This window comes from Peribacillus sp. SRI_006, assembly GCF_057586375.1.
The window spans coordinates 142351-159850 of sequence record NZ_JBYCZT010000001.1; the positions used below are offsets into that span (position 1 = coordinate 142351).

At 44.2% G+C, this 17500-nt stretch carries 19 protein-coding genes and 1 other annotated feature; of the genes, 16 read left to right on the forward strand and 3 right to left on the reverse strand.

What is annotated here, in order from left to right; all coding sequences use genetic code 11:
- The first annotated feature begins 2 nt into the window (after positions 1-2).
- The gene (gene minC / locus AC2YHV_RS00660; RefSeq protein WP_034308864.1) at positions 3-686 is read left to right on the forward strand and encodes a septum site-determining protein MinC; all 684 of its coding nucleotides are present in this window, start codon (positions 3-5) and stop codon (positions 684-686) included.
- Between the two features lie 2 nt (positions 687-688).
- Positions 689-1492 (forward strand): septum site-determining protein MinD, encoded by an 804-nt coding sequence (gene minD / locus AC2YHV_RS00665; protein WP_034308862.1) that lies wholly within the window; start codon positions 689-691, stop codon positions 1490-1492.
- 130 nt (positions 1493-1622) lie between these two features.
- Here minD and AC2YHV_RS00670 read toward each other — a convergent pair whose 3' ends face one another.
- Complete coding sequence (locus tag AC2YHV_RS00670) at positions 1623-2066, reverse strand: S1 domain-containing RNA-binding protein (RefSeq protein ID WP_034308861.1); 444 nt, start codon at positions 2064-2066, stop codon at positions 1623-1625.
- A 257-nt stretch (positions 2067-2323) separates the two neighbouring features.
- On the opposite strand from AC2YHV_RS00670, the gene AC2YHV_RS00675 reads away from it, so the two are divergent.
- The 11 genes from AC2YHV_RS00675 (at position 2324) to AC2YHV_RS00725 (ending at position 11978) form a co-directional block, all read left to right on the forward strand.
- Positions 2324-3073, forward strand: coding sequence for a M23 family metallopeptidase (locus tag AC2YHV_RS00675; protein ID WP_034308857.1), 750 nt, complete (start codon positions 2324-2326; stop codon positions 3071-3073).
- On the forward strand, positions 3066-3932 hold the full coding sequence (locus tag AC2YHV_RS00680; RefSeq protein WP_034308855.1) for a M50 family metallopeptidase: 867 nt from the start codon (positions 3066-3068) through the stop codon (positions 3930-3932). Before AC2YHV_RS00675 ends, AC2YHV_RS00680 begins: the two co-directional genes overlap by 8 nt.
- Positions 3933-3974: 42 nt before the next feature.
- Positions 3975-5447, forward strand: coding sequence for an Rne/Rng family ribonuclease (locus AC2YHV_RS00685; protein WP_487372390.1), 1473 nt, complete (start codon positions 3975-3977; stop codon positions 5445-5447).
- A 75-nt stretch (positions 5448-5522) separates the two neighbouring features.
- Positions 5523-5606 (forward strand) — a sequence feature (ribosomal protein L21 leader region).
- Between the two features lie 13 nt (positions 5607-5619).
- A complete protein-coding gene (rplU, locus tag AC2YHV_RS00690; protein ID WP_034308849.1) occupies positions 5620-5928 on the forward strand; it encodes a 50S ribosomal protein L21 in 309 nt (102 codons plus the stop codon).
- Between the two features lie 13 nt (positions 5929-5941).
- Positions 5942-6274 (forward strand): ribosomal-processing cysteine protease Prp, encoded by a 333-nt coding sequence (locus AC2YHV_RS00695; protein ID WP_048688952.1) that lies wholly within the window; start codon positions 5942-5944, stop codon positions 6272-6274.
- 12 nt (positions 6275-6286) lie between these two features.
- On the forward strand, positions 6287-6577 hold the full coding sequence (gene rpmA / locus AC2YHV_RS00700; RefSeq protein WP_034308845.1) for a 50S ribosomal protein L27: 291 nt from the start codon (positions 6287-6289) through the stop codon (positions 6575-6577).
- Positions 6578-7114: 537 nt separating this feature from the next.
- Positions 7115-7654 (forward strand): Spo0B domain-containing protein, encoded by a 540-nt coding sequence (locus AC2YHV_RS00705; RefSeq protein ID WP_063575560.1) that lies wholly within the window; start codon positions 7115-7117, stop codon positions 7652-7654.
- Positions 7655-7702: 48 nt separating this feature from the next.
- Positions 7703-8992, forward strand: coding sequence for a GTPase ObgE (gene obgE, locus AC2YHV_RS00710; protein WP_048688961.1), 1290 nt, complete (start codon positions 7703-7705; stop codon positions 8990-8992).
- A 40-nt stretch (positions 8993-9032) separates the two neighbouring features.
- Positions 9033-9482 carry an ACT domain-containing protein gene (locus AC2YHV_RS00715; RefSeq protein WP_034308837.1) on the forward strand — a complete coding sequence of 150 codons (450 nt, stop codon included), beginning with the start codon at positions 9033-9035 and terminating at the stop codon, positions 9480-9482.
- A gap of 566 nt (positions 9483-10048) precedes the next feature.
- Complete coding sequence (gene pheA / locus AC2YHV_RS00720; RefSeq protein WP_063575561.1) at positions 10049-10924, forward strand: prephenate dehydratase; 876 nt, start codon at positions 10049-10051, stop codon at positions 10922-10924.
- A 361-nt stretch (positions 10925-11285) separates the two neighbouring features.
- A complete protein-coding gene (locus AC2YHV_RS00725) occupies positions 11286-11978 on the forward strand; it encodes a DUF6944 family repetitive protein (RefSeq protein ID WP_063575562.1) in 693 nt (230 codons plus the stop codon).
- A 60-nt stretch (positions 11979-12038) separates the two neighbouring features.
- On the opposite strand, the gene AC2YHV_RS00730 is transcribed toward AC2YHV_RS00725, so the two are convergent.
- Both AC2YHV_RS00730 and AC2YHV_RS00735 read right to left on the reverse strand, forming a co-directional pair.
- Entirely contained in the window at positions 12039-12569 is a 531-nt protein-coding gene (locus AC2YHV_RS00730; protein WP_063575563.1) for a transcription repressor NadR, read from the reverse strand.
- A 49-nt stretch (positions 12570-12618) separates the two neighbouring features.
- A complete protein-coding gene (locus tag AC2YHV_RS00735) occupies positions 12619-13746 on the reverse strand; it encodes an IscS subfamily cysteine desulfurase (protein WP_095679654.1) in 1128 nt (375 codons plus the stop codon).
- A 103-nt stretch (positions 13747-13849) separates the two neighbouring features.
- On the opposite strand from AC2YHV_RS00735, the gene nadB reads away from it, so the two are divergent.
- Genes nadB through nadA form a run of 3 tightly spaced genes read left to right on the forward strand, consistent with a single transcriptional unit; the run spans position 13850 to position 17368 of the window.
- Positions 13850-15433 (forward strand): L-aspartate oxidase, encoded by a 1584-nt coding sequence (gene nadB, locus AC2YHV_RS00740; protein ID WP_430756700.1) that lies wholly within the window; start codon positions 13850-13852, stop codon positions 15431-15433.
- On the forward strand, positions 15414-16265 hold the full coding sequence (gene nadC, locus AC2YHV_RS00745; RefSeq protein ID WP_487372391.1) for a carboxylating nicotinate-nucleotide diphosphorylase: 852 nt from the start codon (positions 15414-15416) through the stop codon (positions 16263-16265). Before nadB ends, nadC begins: the two co-directional genes overlap by 20 nt.
- Positions 16262-17368 carry a quinolinate synthase NadA gene (nadA, locus tag AC2YHV_RS00750; protein WP_057276629.1) on the forward strand — a complete coding sequence of 369 codons (1107 nt, stop codon included), beginning with the start codon at positions 16262-16264 and terminating at the stop codon, positions 17366-17368. Before nadC ends, nadA begins: the two co-directional genes overlap by 4 nt.
- Positions 17369-17500 lie beyond the last annotated feature (132 nt).

A 17500-nucleotide genomic window follows, 5' to 3' on the forward strand; every position in this document is an offset into this window, starting at 1 on the left:
TCATGAATAAAAGAATTCAGCAAAATGTCATGATTAAGGGAACAAAAGACGGGTTTATGCTTCATCTCGATGATTCTTGCTCATTTTCCGAATTATTGAAAGAGTTAGAAGTGAAGCTTTCGGCAAACTATCAGTTTCAAGAAAATGACCCGTCCATTTCCGTAAAAGTACATACAGGGAACCGCTATCTTGATGAACAACAAGAAGAAAAGATTAAAGAGGTCATCCATAAAAAGAAGAAGCTTTTCGTGGTTGAGATGATTTCGAATGTCCTGACGAAGGATGAAGCGAAACGATGGAAAGAAGAAAACCAAGTGACGACAGTGACAAAGGTGATAAGGTCGGGACAGGTTTTTGAAGTTCCCGGTGACTTACTGTTAATTGGGGATGTCAATCCCGACGGAACGGTTCGTGCGGGTGGCAACATATATATCATGGGACAGCTAAAGGGAATAGCCCATGCCGGATATAAAGGGAATAATGAGGCCATCATAGCTGCCTCTGTCATGAAGCCTGCCCAGCTGCGCATTGCCGGACAAGTGAACTTATCTCCCGATCAATATTCAAAATGGGGACATGACTTGGAATGTGCCTTCATGGATGAAGAAGAAAATATCATTATAGAAAAACTGCAAGTTTTAAAGAAATATAGACCTAATTTAAATAGATTAGAAGGGGGTCTCTAATCGTGGGAGAGGCAATAGTTATAACATCCGGTAAGGGTGGTGTCGGGAAAACGACCACCTCCGCCAATTTAGGAACATCTTTAGCTCTTCTAGGCAAGAAGGTTTGCTTGATTGATACGGATATTGGTCTTCGGAATCTGGATGTGATCATGGGATTGGAGAATCGCATCATCTATGATTTGGTCGATGTGGTCGAAGGGCGCTGCAAGATTCACCAGGCGCTCATTAAGGATAAACATTTCGAGGATTTGCTTTATTTGCTTCCAGCTCCGCAAAATAGTGATAAAACAGTGGTGAATGAAGAGCAGATGAGGAAACTCATAAGCGATATGAAGCCTGACTATGATTATGTCATCATTGATTGCCCTGCAGGCATCGAACAGGGGTTCAGGAATGCTATAGCTGGGGCAGACAAGGCGATTATCGTTACGACGGCAGAGAGACCGGCTGTAAGGGATGCTGACCGTATTATTGGCCTGCTTGAAAAAGAAGAGCATATTGAACCGCCTCAATTGATCATCAACCGGATTCGCGGCCATTTGCTTCATGAGGATGAAGAAATGGATATCGATGGAGTTGCCGATTTTCTTAAGATTGATTTGATCGGCGTCATTCCTGATGATGACCAGGTCATTGTGGCAGCGAATAAAAAGGAACCCATTGCATACAATCCGGACAATCGAGTCTCGCTTGCCTATCGGAACATTGCCAGAAGGATCCTTGGTGAATCTGTGCCTTTGACTCCAATTGGCAGCGAACCAAAGGGCTTCATGTCCAAGTTGAAAAAATTCTTTAGCGTGCGGTAAATCTATATTCCTTTGTCAAGAAGCGGGGAGCATTTGATGCCCTCGCTTTTTTTTTGGACGGAACTTCAGGAAAATAAAAAAGGCAAGCCGTATCCCGGCTTGCCTGTTCTATATGCTAAAATGCAGCGGGTTATCCGCGTCTTCCGCCTCTGCCGCCGCGTTTTGATTCAGTGCTGCGTTTAAGAGTCGATAAATTTTCTTCGCTAGTCTTTAAAAAGCGCACCATTTTATCTTCGAAATTTTCCTTTGGTTGGAAATTACCTTTTGAACGAAAATCTTTAGAACGGCTATCCCCTTGGCGTGGTGGGCGTTTGGTATAAGAAGAGGTTTGCCCTTCGGGTCTATCTATAGCCTTTTTGATGGACAAGGCAGTTTTTCCGTCTTTCTCACTAATCACTTTTACTTCAATTTGGTCGCCTACTTTAAGATGGTCATTTACGTCTTTTACATAGCTATCTGCTACCTCACTGATATGCACAAGACCTGTTGAGCCTCCTGGTAATTCTACGAATGCTCCAAAATTAGTGATACCTGTTACTTTACCTTGTACTTTGCTGCCTATTTCGATTGACATAAAAAATTGTTCCCCCTCAATAATGTTAAAACCACTTTATTATAACAAATTTCAGGGAACAATATCAATCTCAATTATTAGATTTTCTGAATCGATACAGAAATCAGCTTGGAAATTCATTGGTTTCTTGATGATTTTTCATTGGAAAAAATTTTTCAGGATGTGCAGAAAGAATATCTTTTCTCCGTCATAGTCTGGACAAGTTGCTCATACGTTGTAATATAGCGCTTTGACATGAGCAGGGAGGGGAATCTGGAATGGATGATCGCAGGAAAGATATCCGAAATCGTATTGCCAAGAGACGCAAGTTTAATGATAAGCCGGCAGGAAGCAGCAGTTGGACGGAAATCAACAATGAGGAACCATATGGGATTGATTCATATAACGGGTATTCCGAGAAAGATCATCCGCTCTTCAAGAAAGAATATTTTTTCTTTAAAATCCTTGCCAGTGTATGCCTGTTCCTGATAGTTGCGGTGATGTTCAAACACCCTTCTGTGCGGCTGGACCCTGCCAGAAGTTTTGTCACGGAGAACATGAACAAGGAATTTCAGTTCGCTTCAATCTCCAATTGGTACGAAAGTGCGTTTGGTAAACCAATCGCTTTTTTACCGAATGAAGCCAATACGGAAACTGTTGATTCGAATGAGGAATATGCAATGCCTGCTTCTGCGAAGATTACCCAAAACTTCGAGACGAACGGTGAGGGAATCATATTGGAAACGAGCAAAGGCTCAAAGGTCGAGGCCGTTAATGAAGGGGTCGTCATTTTTGCCGGTGAAAAGGAGGGGATCGGAAAGACGGTAGTCATTCAGCATGCCAATAAAACTGAATCTTGGTATGGGCAGCTGAAAGAAATTGATGTGAAATTGTATGAGTTCGTTAAAAAGGGAAATGAAGTCGGACAGGTTACACTAAGTGAAGATGGATCCAAGGGCAGATTTTATTTAGCGATAAAAGAAAATGATGCTTTCGTCGATCCTAAAAAGGTGATTTCCTTTGAGTGAATATGCGAAGTTACTGTTTAAAATCAGGGTGCACCCGACACTGTGGTTTGTCATTGGCATCGCCATCCTCACAGCCCATTTCGTTGAAATGATGATGCTGCTGCTCATCGTCTTCATTCATGAAATGGGGCATGCTGTCTGTGCCCAGCACTTCAAATGGCGGATAAAGTCAATCCAGCTTCTTCCTTTTGGCGGGGCAGTCGAGACTGAGGAGTATGGAAATAAGAGTTTGAAGGAGGATTTGGCGGTGGTGCTTGCCGGTCCGCTTCAACATGTTTGGCTCATTGGCGCAGCTTTTTTGCTCTATTTCTTCACTATTATCCCATATGAGCTGTACCAGCCCTTTTTGTATATGAACCTCATGCTGCTGATTTTTAATCTGCTGCCAATTTGGCCCTTGGACGGGGGACGCCTGCTATTCATCGGTATTTCCCTATACTGCACCTTTTTGGAAGCGCAGAAGCATACCCTTCACTTTTCTGCAGTATTCGCTGTCCTGGCTTTTTTGACCTGGATCATATTGGATCCGCTCAATTTGAACATCTGGCTCATCATCTTTTTCATAAGTCTCTCACTCGTCATGGAATGGCGGCAGAGGTATTACGCGTTCATCCGCTTTCTTTTGCAGCGCCATTACGGGCATACGAATGATTTGGCGAAACTGAAGCCGATATCGGTGGATTCACAAGAACCGATTTATAAAGTGCTGGAACTGTTTCAACGCGGCTGTAAACACCCCGTCATCATCATGAAAAACGGGAAAGAGAGCGGCTCGTTGGATGAAACGGAAATCCTTCACGCCTATTTTTCGGAGAAAATGACGAACGGGAAAATCGGCGACCTATTATATTCTTATTAAATATGTTATCCTTTCTTCAAATTGAGGAGAGGATTTTTTTTGATGAAAAAAATGATCGCGAACCTAGCTTCACGCGAAAAAAGAGTGGCCGTCCTTGAGAATGGTGTTTTACGTAAACTTGAAATCATGCCGCCTCAAAAGCGCAGTACGGTCGGTAATATTTATCTTGGGAAGGTGACGAAGGTGCTGCCGGGAATGGATGCCGCCTTCATTGATTATGGTGCAGAGAAGAATGGTTTTTTACACCGTGACGAGATTCCCTCCTTCCAGCTTACAAAAAAAAGTGATGGGAAAGCACCCATCGGTCAATTTATCCGTCAGGGAGAAAAGCTGCTAGTTCAGGTGACCCGGGATGAAACGGGAACAAAAGGAGCTAAATTGACGGGGCTGATCGAGTTTTCAACGGAGTCCCTCGTTTACATACATGGAATAGATTATGTTGGTGTTTCAAAGAAATTCAAAAACGACGATCTTCAGAAGCAATGGCGGGAAACGGCCATGCAGCATAAAAATCCTGATGAGGGACTGATTGTCCGCACCTCGATGGAGAACGAAAGTGAATCGGTCTTCCTTGACAGGTTAACTGGATTGCGGGAGCTCCATAAAGGGCTTGAAGTCAAGGCTGCGTCCCTAAAGGCCCCGTCCCTTCTCTATGAAAGGGAAGCATACCTTGATATGATCATTTCCGAAATGTCGGGAACGGCGAACGGGGAACTTGCCATCGATGACTTCGAGACCTATCTCGAGTTGAAAAAGTGGATACAGGAAAACCGTAAGGAGTGGGAAATATCCCATGTAGCGGGTACCAGGAATATTTTTTCCGAATGGAATGTGGAAGCGCAAGTTGAGAAAATGGCCAAGAAAATCGTTTGGCTTGATAATGGCGGATATTTAATTTTTGAAGAAACGGAAGCTTTCACCGTAATCGATGTCAATTCAGGTAAGTTCACCGGCAAGGTGGAGAAGGAAGCAACATTGTTTGCGGTCAATCAGGCTGCGGCGAAAGAGGTCGCCCGTCAACTGAGATTGAGGAATATCAGCGGAATTATCCTGATAGATTTCATCAATATGGACCAGTCCCGGCATAAGCAGGAAATCATCGAAATCGTCAAAAAGGAAGCGGTGAGGGATGAAAAGCGAATCCAGGTCATCGGTTTTACGGAACTGGGCATTTTACAAATGACGAGAAAGCGAACCTCCCCGTCTTTAAGTGAAATGACGACGGTACCTTGCCCTGTGTGCAGCGGAAGCGGTAAAATCGAGAGCCCGGAAACGGTGGCCTTCCGGTTGGAACGTGAACTGCTAGAGCACAGGAAGACGGATGATGAAGCGGTATGGGTGGAGGTCAGTAAAGCGGTGGCGGACGTGCTGCTTGGTGAAAAGGAATCATATCGGCCGGCATTGGAGGAATTGATCGCTAAAAAGATAATCCTGTCTTTTATCCCAGGTTTGACGAATGCCTATTCCATCAAGCGATTCGGAAGCATTCAGGAAATCGGGCGGGCTTTCGAGTGAAGAGCGGGAATTGTTATAAATATATTGACAGCCTTTCCTGTTTCATGGTAGGATTTTAATGTTATGTTTGTAGCACCCGTGCTACAACCGCTCAACATCAGGTTTTAAGCTTTTGCCTTTTTGGTAAAACGCCTGTGATTGGCGAGTCTGAGACATTTAAGGAGGTGCAAGTATGTACGCAATTATCGAAACTGGCGGTAAACAAATTAAAGTAGCAGCTGGCGAAGCGGTTTACATTGAAAAATTAAACGCAGAAGCAGGCGAAACTGTTACATTTGACAAAGTTTTATTCGTAGGTGGCGAAGACGTGAAAGTCGGTGCTCCACTAGTTGAAGGCGCTACTGTAACAGGTACTGTCGAAAAACAAGGTAAGCAAAAGAAAATCACTGTTTTCAAATACAAAGCGAAGAAAAACAATCGTAAAAAACAAGGTCATCGTCAACCATACACTAAAGTTGTTATCGAAGCAATCAACGCGTAAGGGCTGATTCTAGATGATTAAAGTTGTATTTGATGCTCCGCAGGAACGGATTGCTTCGTTCACCTTAAGCGGACATGCTAATTTTGCTAAAAAAGGTTCTGATATCGTTTGTGCAGGTGTATCGGCTGTTTCCTTCGGGGCAGTCAATGCGATCATGTCCTTAACGGACGTAGAGCCTGAGATTGAGCAAGGGCGAGAAGGCGGCTATCTTCGCTGCGCCATTCCGGGGAATCTTTCGCCGGAATCGGAAGAGAAGGTTCAGCTGCTTTTGAACGGAATGCTCATATCGCTGCAAACTATCGAACGTGATTATGGTAAATACATGAAAATTATCCTCAACCAATAGGAGGTGGAACAAATGTTAAGATTAAATCTTCAGTTCTTCGCTTCGAAAAAAGGAGTAGGTTCTACAAAGAACGGACGTGACTCTCAATCTAAGCGTCTTGGCGCTAAACGTGCAGATGGTCAATTCGTTTCTGGTGGTTCTATCCTTTACCGTCAACGCGGAACAAAAATCTATCCTGGTGAGAACGTAGGCCGTGGTGGAGACGATACTCTATACGCTAAAGTAGACGGTGTTGTTAAATTCGAACGTTTCGGACGTGACCGTAAAAAAGTAAGCGTATATCCAGTTGCACAAGAAGCATAATTGGCATCTTTGAACAGAGGCTGACTCAAAAGGGTCTGATTCCTTCTACAAGACACTATATACCGCGTCATTATTAATAATGGTATGCTATATAGTGATGAAGGGGTCCGGCCCTTTATTTATACTATAGGAACGAACCAGCATTTTGCAGGAGACTTTAGTCATTAGTATAAGGAAACAACCTCTGACTTACAAAAGGCTCGCCAATAGGCGGGCTTTCTTAAACTTTCAGGGGGTAAATCCAAGATTATTCATCCATCCGATTTGGTTAAACCAAATAGACACTCCAATTCAACTATAATATCTCCAATTGGTGCATAAATAAGGCCCATTCTCTTTTTTAGTTCAAATGGCTCTACCATCGTCCAAAGAACTCAGGGTGTGCGGCTGTATTTTTTGGACGGGGGCTTTCATGTGAAGGCATGTGAATCGAGCTTCATTTCCTGTTTGTTGTTTTTTTGATATACTGTACAAATGGAAGTATTCAACATGATAGAGCTGAAAAAAGTTTCTTTATCATAATTGAAGGTGTTAATAATGGATAAAAATTGGACGACTATTGAAACTCTGCGTCAAACCAGGCATGACTGGCTGAATAAAATTCAAATCATCAAAGGGAATCTGGAGTTGAACAGAATTGATCGTGTCAAGGGCATCATTGATGAAATCATTGTTGAAACCCAGAATGAAGCACGACTTTCCAGTTTGAATTTGCCTAAGTTCACCGAGATGCTGTTGACGTCGAATTGGAATAATGGATCATTTTATTGCGAATATGAAATCATTGATGTTTTTGAAGGCTCAGCCGAGATGGACGGGCTGATGTATCGCTGGACAAACGATTTCTTCAAGATTCTGGATAAAAACCTGGATCCGTTTTTTGAAAATATACTGGCTGTTTCTATGTGTAAAAAAGAAGTGAGCGATATGCACTGTACATTTCATATGCAAGGCAGGTTCATTGATCAATCCCCAGTGATCGAGTTTTTGGAGAGTTCATTAACGGCCGAGCAATCAATTGAAATTCTTGAATGTAATGAGGATGAAATATTTTTTAAGATGGATATTAACTTTTAGAGAAGTATACAGCAAGAATTGACTTGCAGAAAACAAGGAAGTGATAGCATGTTTGTCGATCAAACGAAAGTCTATGTAAAAGGCGGAGACGGTGGTAACGGGATAGTTGCTTATCGTCGTGAGAAATTCATACCTAAAGGCGGACCGGCTGGCGGAGATGGCGGTAATGGTGCCAATGTCGTATTTGAAGTGGAAGAGGGCTTGCGTACATTAATGGATTTCCGTTACCAACGTCACTTTAAGGCACCTCGCGGAGAACATGGCATGTCCAAAAACATGCATGGTGCGGCTGCAAAAGATATGGTCATCAAGGTTCCACCTGGCACCGTTGTCATCGATGATAAAACGAAGGAAGTCATTGCTGATTTAGTTGAGCATGGACAACGCGCCGTTATCGCCAAAGGTGGCCGCGGAGGCCGGGGAAATTCCCGTTTTGCCACGCCTGCCAATCCTGCACCTGAAATCGCGGAGAATGGCGAACCCGGCCAAGAACGCGATATCGTCATGGAATTGAAACTGTTGGCTGATGTCGGTTTGGTTGGTTTCCCAAGTGTAGGGAAATCCACTTTGCTTTCTGTCGTATCCGCAGCAAGGCCTAAAATTGCCGAATATCATTTTACAACGATCGTACCGAACCTCGGAATGGTGGAAACGGAAGATCACCGCAGCTTCGTCATGGCCGATTTACCTGGTCTGATTGAAGGCGCTTCAGAAGGAGTGGGACTTGGACATCAATTCCTGCGCCATATTGAAAGAACGAGGGTAATCGTTCATGTAATCGATATGTCGGGTCTTGAAGGCCGGGATCCATATGAAGACTACCAAACAATCAATAAAGAATTGGAAGAGTATAACCTGCGCTTGACTGAACGTCCGCAAATCATTGTAGCAAGTAAAATGGATATGCCGGACTCAGAAGATAACTTAGCTGCTTTCAAAGAAAAGCTGGAAGAAGACTATCCTGTCTTCCCGATTTCTGCCGTGACGCGTGAAGGGATCCGTGAGCTTCTTTATGCAATCGCTGATAAAATCGAAGAGACCCCTGAGTTCCCTCTTGAACATGAAGAAGAAAATACTGGAATCCACCGGGTTCTATATAAACATACATCACAGTCGGATGAATTTAACATTGAACGCGAACCCGATGGCAGCTTTGCCGTATCAGGATTCAAGATCGAGCGTCTATTCAAAATGACTGACTTCACCCGTGAAGAGTCCATACGTCGTTTCGCCAGACAGCTTCGTTCATTCGGAGTCGACGAAGGCCTTCGCCAAAAAGGTGCGACAAATGGCGATATCGTCCGCATCCTTGAATATGAATTTGAATTTGTTGATTGATTGGAGACCATGATGGCAGGCAAAAGGAGGCGTGCGGAGTTTGAATAAGTCCGATCAGAAATTTTTCCTCGTTCGAGAGGATGTCCTTCCCGAAGCGATGAAAAAAACGCTGGATGCAAAAGAAATGATTGAACGGGGAAAAGCGGAATCAGTTTGGGAAGCGGTACAGCGAGTGGACCTAAGCAGGAGTGCTTTTTACAAATACCGTGACACGGTTTTTCCATTTCATACAGTTGTTAAGGAAAAGCTGATTACACTGTTCTTCTATCTTGAAGATCGTTCTGGTACTCTATCGGAGCTTTTACGGCTCGTCGCCTCATCCGGTTGCAACATCATGACCATCCACCAAACGATTCCTTTACAGGGACGTGCAAATGTCACCCTATCCCTGAATACGGGTGGGATGACGATGGATATTAATGAACTGCTCACTAAACTGCGTAAAATGGAGTTCGTCGAAAAAGTCGAAATCATTGGTAACGGCGCATGACAACAGCCTGTACATGACACATGTACAGGCTGTCAGTTTGTAGACAAAAGGTTTCCTAAACCTTTTCCAACTGATACTGAACAAAAAAGTTTGCCTATTCGTTTCATGCGGTGCAGACCGTAGATAGTACTCCGCGAAATAATCCGGAAGCTTTCATTAAGATGCAATAGTAAATCTGTTCAAACAGGTCGATATCTTTAAAGCGTGGCTCAGCCGTAACCTAAAGGCCAATGGGCTCTCGTGATCATTTTTGATCTCGCTGAATAGACGAAGTTGATTGGAACGTAAGGTACGAGACTCCTGCGGGAAAAGCGAGTCCAAGGGAGACCCCGCAGGCGCAAATGCGCCGGGGAGGCTCCCGGACCGCCCGCGGAAAGCGAGTGCCTGGAGCGAAAATCAACGGTCAACGTTTAAAAACATAAATTAGCCTGAAGACAAACTCATTTATTATCGGGTTTGTCTTCAGGCTGTTTTCATTTGTAAGGAAATTAACGATTAACTATTGTAAAAAATCAGAAAATGGCATAACATAAACAATAGATTTTCCGTGAAAAGGAGTTTATAATATGACAGCGAAAATTGCATTTCTTGGACCAAAAGCAACGTTCACGGATTTAGCTGTATCGCGACTATTTCCTAATGATATAAAAATACCGATGAACACGATTCCGGACTGCCTTGATGCTGTTCGGGACGGGGAAGTAAATCACGCGCTCGTGCCGATCGAGAATGCCTTAGAGGGTTCGGTAAATATAACGATGGATTACTTAGTCCATGAAGTCACATTGCCGATGAAAGGCGAAGTGACGATTCCAATCCAACAGCATTATATGGTGCACCCGGATCATGCATATCCTGGTTTCAAACCTGACATGGTTTATTCGCATTCCCATGCCATCGCTCAATGCCGCAAATTCCTACATAATGAGCTAAGGGGCATTCCATATGAGTATGTCACATCCACCGCAGCCGCTGCGAAGATGGTGATGGAGAATCCCGATATCAATATTGCTGCAATTGCAAATGATATGGCTGCAGAGGAGTACGGTTTGACGATTGTCAAACAAAATATTCACGATTATGAACATAATCACACCAAGTTTATCGTCGTATCCAACAGTGAAGTCGACTATGAAGGGCATTTGACCGTTGAAGGGGATAAGAAAACGACCTTGATGATTCAGCTGCCTGCCGACCACTCAGGGCAGCTGCACCAAGTGCTTTCCGCTTTTTCCTGGAGGAAACTTAACCTTTCCAAAATTGAATCAAGACCCATGAAAACAGGATTAGGCAATTACTTCTTCATCATCGACATCGAAATGTCCCTTGACGATGTCCTGATCCCAGGAGCGATCTCTGAGCTCGAGGCCTTAGGATGTACGGTATCGATCATGGGAAGCTATACATGCTTTAAAGTCCAAACTGGTGTACCGCAACGATGAATGTTAAAAGCTGAGTACAATGAATAAGAAGGGTGCCCCGGGATTATTTCCGGGGCATTTTTTGTGTTCGTTAAGATGTATTTCCCTTGTGTACAAGTTCCTAAAATGGTGGGCTGTCATTTGATGAAATATATAGCAATAGGCAGGTTTATTGGATTTTGGGAAGATGGCGAAAGTTTTTCATGATAAAAAGTGCCTATGATTCTGGATGGAAAACAAACACCGATTGTGCTGAAAGCAAATACAATAAGTAAATCTCGGTGGCCCATATGTGGAACTGGCAATACATATTTTGAAAACTAATTCAGTGGATGCACCTTTTTTATCAAAAAATACAGAGAGAGGGTGGTGATCAGCAGAGATGGATAATCAATTCAAAGAAACTTTCGGTTCTTGGATTCAAGCGATAGGAACTGTCATTTCTGCTGTTGCTGGTACACCCTCACATGTCTTGGACGAAGAATTTCGCACTAACTTGGATTTAATTGGAAATGAACTTCAAGCAACAGGAAATGCCTTATTGGCCGACGCGGAAGAAACCTGGTCACTGGATAAATTCGGGAATATAATACAGGCAATCGGAAATTCGACTGTTATCTTAGGCCTAGTCATTGATTTTGATGAAATAACGAAACAGGAATTAATCATCAAAGGCAATCTGATTCAAGCGTTGGGAGGAGGAACCGCTTTGGCGGGGGCATACGAAAATCCGGATGAACCGGAACAGGCCTTCAATGCTACGGGAAATTTGTTGCAGGCGATTGGGAATTCGATGCAAGCGATGGGTGGAATTGCCGAACTTAAAAATAGCATTCTAGAAAAAGACCAAGATAAGGATCAAGAACAAGATGAACAAGATAAGGAGCAGGAACAGCAAAAATATCAATATCCTAATTTGGAAGAGAAGCCATCTGATGGAGAATTAATCCAAGTGGTGGGGGGCTGGGTACAGGCGGTCGGTTCCGTCATTAGCCTTATAGGGCAGTTGAGAAGTAACGAAGATGAAAACTCCGGGAATGGAAGCTCAAATGAAAGCAATTCCAATGATGAGTGAGCATGCGAGTCCATAAAAAAAATCCTCAAAAGCCCTATCTTTTGAGGATTTTTCGTTCATTCAATCGACTAAAATGCCGGCATCCCTCAAAGCGCACTCCGCTTCGTCGAGCAGTTCTTCAGATGATGCGCTCAGTGTATGGAGATGGATGCCGCTCGTTAGTTCCGATAAAAACGATGCATTCGTTGCCGTCACCCTTGAAAGGAATTGCTGGACCTCCTTACGGCTGCTGACCATGATGGAAGCGGTTAGGTCGCCGTATACGGGGTGCTCGATTTTGACATCTTTCACCGTGATGCCGATATCCACTAGTAAATATAGTTCTTCTTGGGTCCGGGAAGGATCGTGCTGGCAAGCAATGATCCTTTCCGGCTTCTGCGTGCTCCCCGATTGCAGGTACAGATAGCCTTGGCTTGTGGCAATGATAGGTTCATTCCGCGCTTTCAGGAGGGTAATGTCACCAACGATAACCTGCCGGCTTACATTCGTTATTTGCGAAAGCTCGCTGCCCGTTACAGGCTCCGTGCTTGTTTGCAATAAATGTAAGAGTTTCGTCCGTCTTTCTTCCCCAAGTAATTTCTTTCTTTCCATAAACATTCACCTCTTTAATTACAAACATTCTAACACAGATTGGAGGGTTTTATCGAATGGAAGCAATTCCTTCGATGCAGTCCGCCAACTTGTGAATGTCGTCGGCCGTCGTGTTTTTGCCAAAGGAAAAGCGGACGAATTGATGGGCTTCATCTTCGCTTTTTCCAATGGCCATCATCGTTTTTGAAGGATCCTGTTTACCGATTTGGCAGGCGCTTCCCGTCGAAACGGCGAATCCTTTCTGGTTTAATTCCAGCATGATGTACTGTCCTTGCAATCCAGCGAAGGTCAGCGCCAATATGTGAGGCAATTGCTCGTATTTTGCTTCGATGATTTGAAAATCGATTTTCCTTTCCGTCAGCCGTTGAATCAATTGCGTCCTAAGTGCGGAAATCCGTTTTCGTTCATCTTCCATGATGTCGCCCAATTTCTTAGCAGCGGTCACGAAGGAAGCTATCCCGGGGACGTCCACTGTTCCTGGTCTGAAACCATATTCATGAGTGATATTCGGTACCGAAGCCTTCAACTGATGGATGGCCGGGAAAATGACGGCCCCAGTCCCTTTTGGACCATAAACTTTATGACTGGAAACGGATAGTCCATCACATGAGGCGGCTATCTTGCCAAGCGGTAATTTAGCAAATGATTGGACGCAATCCACATGAAAAAAAGCCTGGTGTTTTCGAACGATTTCACTTATTTGCTCAATGGGTTGAATGACCCCGATTTCCGAATTCACATGTTGGACAATGACTAAGCATGTTCTCTCCGACATGCATTCCTGCAGATGTTCAATATCAACACGGCCATCTTTCAAATGCCGTAAATAAGTAACCTCGAAGCCATCTTGTTCAAGCTTTTCGACGAAATTGGCAAGAGATGCATGTTCAGTCCGGCTTACAATCAAGTGGTTCTGCCAGGATGGTTTCGAAGCGATGAAAGTATCTATCGCAAGCATGTTGCTTTCTGATCCGCCGCTCGTAAAGATGATTCCTTCCTTTTTTATGTTCAGCATTTCTGCGAGTTGCTGCCGTGACATATCCAATAAACGTGCCGCTTCAGAGCCAATATCATGCAAACTGCTCGCATTCCCGAAAAACTTCCGGGATGCTTGGCTGAATACGTCAAGAGCCTCCTCATCAATCGGAGTTGTAGCGGCGTAATCCAAATAAATCAAGAAATCACTTCCATCCTTTAAACTTAAAAAACTCTTGATAATAGTTTAATAATATGTAAATATAGTTGTCAAGACACCTGTAATAAACAGGAGGAATGAAATAATGGTAAAAGCGGATATCATCGTGATAGGCAGTGGGATTGCTGCCTTGAAAACGGCATTGGAAGCAAGTGAACATAAGCATGTGATACTCATCACAAAATCAAATATCCGTCATGGTAATTCTTATTTAGCCCAGGGCGGGATTGCTGCTGCAATATCTGATCGTGATCGAGTATCCTTTCATAAAAAAGATACGCTGGCGGCTGGTCAGCGATATAACAAGGTGAAGGCAGTGGAAAAACTCGTTGAAGAGGCACCTTCGGTTATAGCTGAACTTATTGCTTCGGGTATGCCATTTGACCAAGATGATGACGGAACTTTATTGCTTGGCATGGAGGGGGCCCACAGTGAACGAAGAATCCTCCATAGTCACGGGGATGCTACCGGAAAGTACATGATGGAACATCTTATAGGCTGCTTGAAAAAATCATCGGTTACTGTGATGGAGAATGTTGCTGCAGTGGAGTTGATCATCGGGAAAGATGATTCTTGCATAGGCGTCAAAACACTTGATAAGGCAGGGGAACTTGTTGCCTATCACGCGGAACGGACGGTTTTGGCAACAGGCGGCTGTGGTTCCCTATACCATTTCACTTCAAATTCACAAACGGTTTCAGGTGATGGGATCGCACTTGCATTCAAGGCCGGTGCAAAAGTGCGTGACATGGAATTCATACAATTCCATCCGACCCTGCTTTTTGTGAATGGCAAAGTGAAAGGCCTGGTTTCAGAAGCGGTTCGCGGGGATGGTGCGAGATTAGTGACGGAAATGGGAAAGCCGATCATGGAGGATGTCCATAGCTTGAAGGATCTAGCACCAAGGCATATTGTTGCACAGACGATTTTTTCTTATTTACAGCGCGGTGAAAAGGTATTTTTGGATATTTCGATGATCAAGGATTTTAAAAATCGTTTTCCGACAGTGAGCTCATTATGTGAAAAAAGCGGGCTGGACCTTCAATTGGGGAAAATCCCGGTTGCACCTGGAAACCATTTTCTAATGGGAGGGATTGATGTGGATGAATCGGGGCAAACCTCTGTACCCTCTTTGTATGCAGTTGGTGAAGTGGCATGCACTGGTGTACATGGTGCAAACCGATTGGCAAGCAACTCCCTTCTCGAAGGATTGGTTTTTGGAAATACGCTTGGCCGTTTCCTTGCTAAAGTGCCGGCAAGGTCGATACCGCAAGAAAAAGAGCAGTCCAAGAGTTCCAGTCAAATTTCCTTTCTACCTGAACTCACGACATTGCAGGAAAAATTAATGAACGAAGCGGGAATCGTTCGAAATGAAGCGGGTTTAACTCGACTGAAGGATTATCTTGAGACATTTAATATCGAAAAATTGCTGCAAATGGAAGTGACGGCATTACCGATACAGGAAATAACGAAAATCAATGCCATCATCGTGGCGTGGCTGATTGCCGAATCCGCATTGACCAGAACCGAAAGCAGGGGCGGTCATTTCCGCAGTGACTATCCTAACGAAGATGACACCCAATGGCTTGAAAATTCGGTTATCCTTGCTTGCACGGATGTAAAAAACCGAGTGAAAGGGAGACGACTATATGAATATATTGAAGCTTAAGCAGATGCTGCAACAATTTTTAATGGAAGATATAGGGGAATGCGATGTAACGAGCGACACGATTTTTGACCAAGGTGAACAAGGTACTTTGACATTCATCGCAAAAGAAGGCGGCGTCTTCAGTGGAGGGGACGTCATCAAGACGGGATTTGCATTGCTGGATGATCAAATAGAGGTTTTCCTTTTTGTTCAAGATGGCGAAGTTTTCGAAGAAGGACAGCAGCTTGCAGAAATGACCGGCGATATGGCCTCCCTTTTAAAAGGGGAACGGGTCGTTTTGAATTTGGTGCAGCGTATGTCCGGAATTGCGACACAGGCTCATAAAGCTGCCATGATATTAGCGGGGACGAAGACGAGAGCTTGTGATACGAGGAAAACCACACCGGGCCTGCGGATGCTTGAAAAATATGCGGTCCGTTCCGGCGGGGCATTCAATCACCGATATGGTCTGTATGATGCAGTCATGATAAAGGACAACCATATTTCTTTCGCTGGGTCCATAACGAAAGCGGTTCAAACGGTAAAATCCAAACTGGGACATACCACTAAGGTGGAAGTGGAAACGGAATCACCACAGCAGGTGCTTGAAGCAGTGGAAGCCGGTGCAGATATCATCATGTTCGATAACCGGAGCCCCGAAGAAATCAAGCAACTGATCAAATTGGTTCCCGCCCACATCATTACTGAAGCTTCTGGAGGAATCCATTTAGACAATCTAGCCTCATATCGGGAAACAGGGGTAGATTATATTTCGTTGGGCAGCTTGACGCACAGTGTCAGGGCACTTGATATCAGCGCAAAGGTCAAAGAGCAGGAGGGGATATTGAAATGAACATATTGGAGATGGCTAAAACAGCAGGAAATACATTGCCTGAAAAGTATAAAACGATGACAAAGGAAGAGATGGAGAATCGGGTCCATGACATAAAGAAACGACTGGGGAACCGTCTTTATATCCCAGGTCATCATTATCAACGGGAGGAAGTCATTCAATTTTCGGATTCAACGGGGGATTCACTTCAATTGGCCCAGCTTTCCGCGCAAAATCGTGAAGCGGATTATATCGTGTTTTGCGGCGTGCATTTCATGGCTGAAACAGCGGATATTTTGACGGAAGAAGGGCAGACGGTTATCCTTCCTGATATGCGTGCAGGCTGCTCCATGGCGGATATGGCCGATATTGAACAAACGGAACGGGCGTGGACAAAGCTTCAGGATCTTTTTGGCGATACGATCCTTCCGCTAACTTATGTGAATTCAACTGCGGCCATCAAAGCTTTTGTAGGGAAGAATGGCGGGGCGACGGTGACGTCTTCCAATGCACAAGGGATGGTCTCGTGGGCCCTCTCGCAAAAAGAAAGAATCCTTTTTCTTCCCGATCAGCATCTTGGGAGGAATACCGCCTTTGACCTTGGAATCCCATTGAATGAAATGGCTGTCTGGGACCCGCATAAGGATGAATTGATCTATGAAGGGGAACTGGAAGATCTGAAGGTACTTCTTTGGAAAGGACATTGTTCAGTCCATGAAAATTTCACTACGGCGAATATTGAAACGCTTAGAGCGGAGCAGCCTGAAATGAATATCATCGTTCATCCCGAATGCCGCCGTGAGGTAGTCGCCCTGTCAGATTACGCGGGTTCGACATCGTACATCATAAATATGATTGAAAAAGCCGAACCGGGTAGTTCTTGGGCAATCGGCACGGAAATGAACCTTGTCAAGCGTCTTATCGCCAATAATCCTGACAAGAACATCATCTCATTAAATCCGAATATGTGTCCATGTCTTACAATGAACCGGATTGATCTGCCTCACCTGCTATGGGCGCTTGAATCCATTGAAGAAGGTATCATCATCAATCCGATAAAAGTGGAGAAGAACATTGCGGATAATGCCATCCTAGCATTAAACAGAATGCTGGAGCGCGTTTGAGTCAGTGCAAAAGACTTTGAATCATAAGAAATAGAGGGGTGAAACACCCGTTCGGTCAGTAGACCTACTGAGGATTGAATGGTCTTATCCCGAATGCAATTTTATCATGGGATCATTGCCATGATTTTAAAA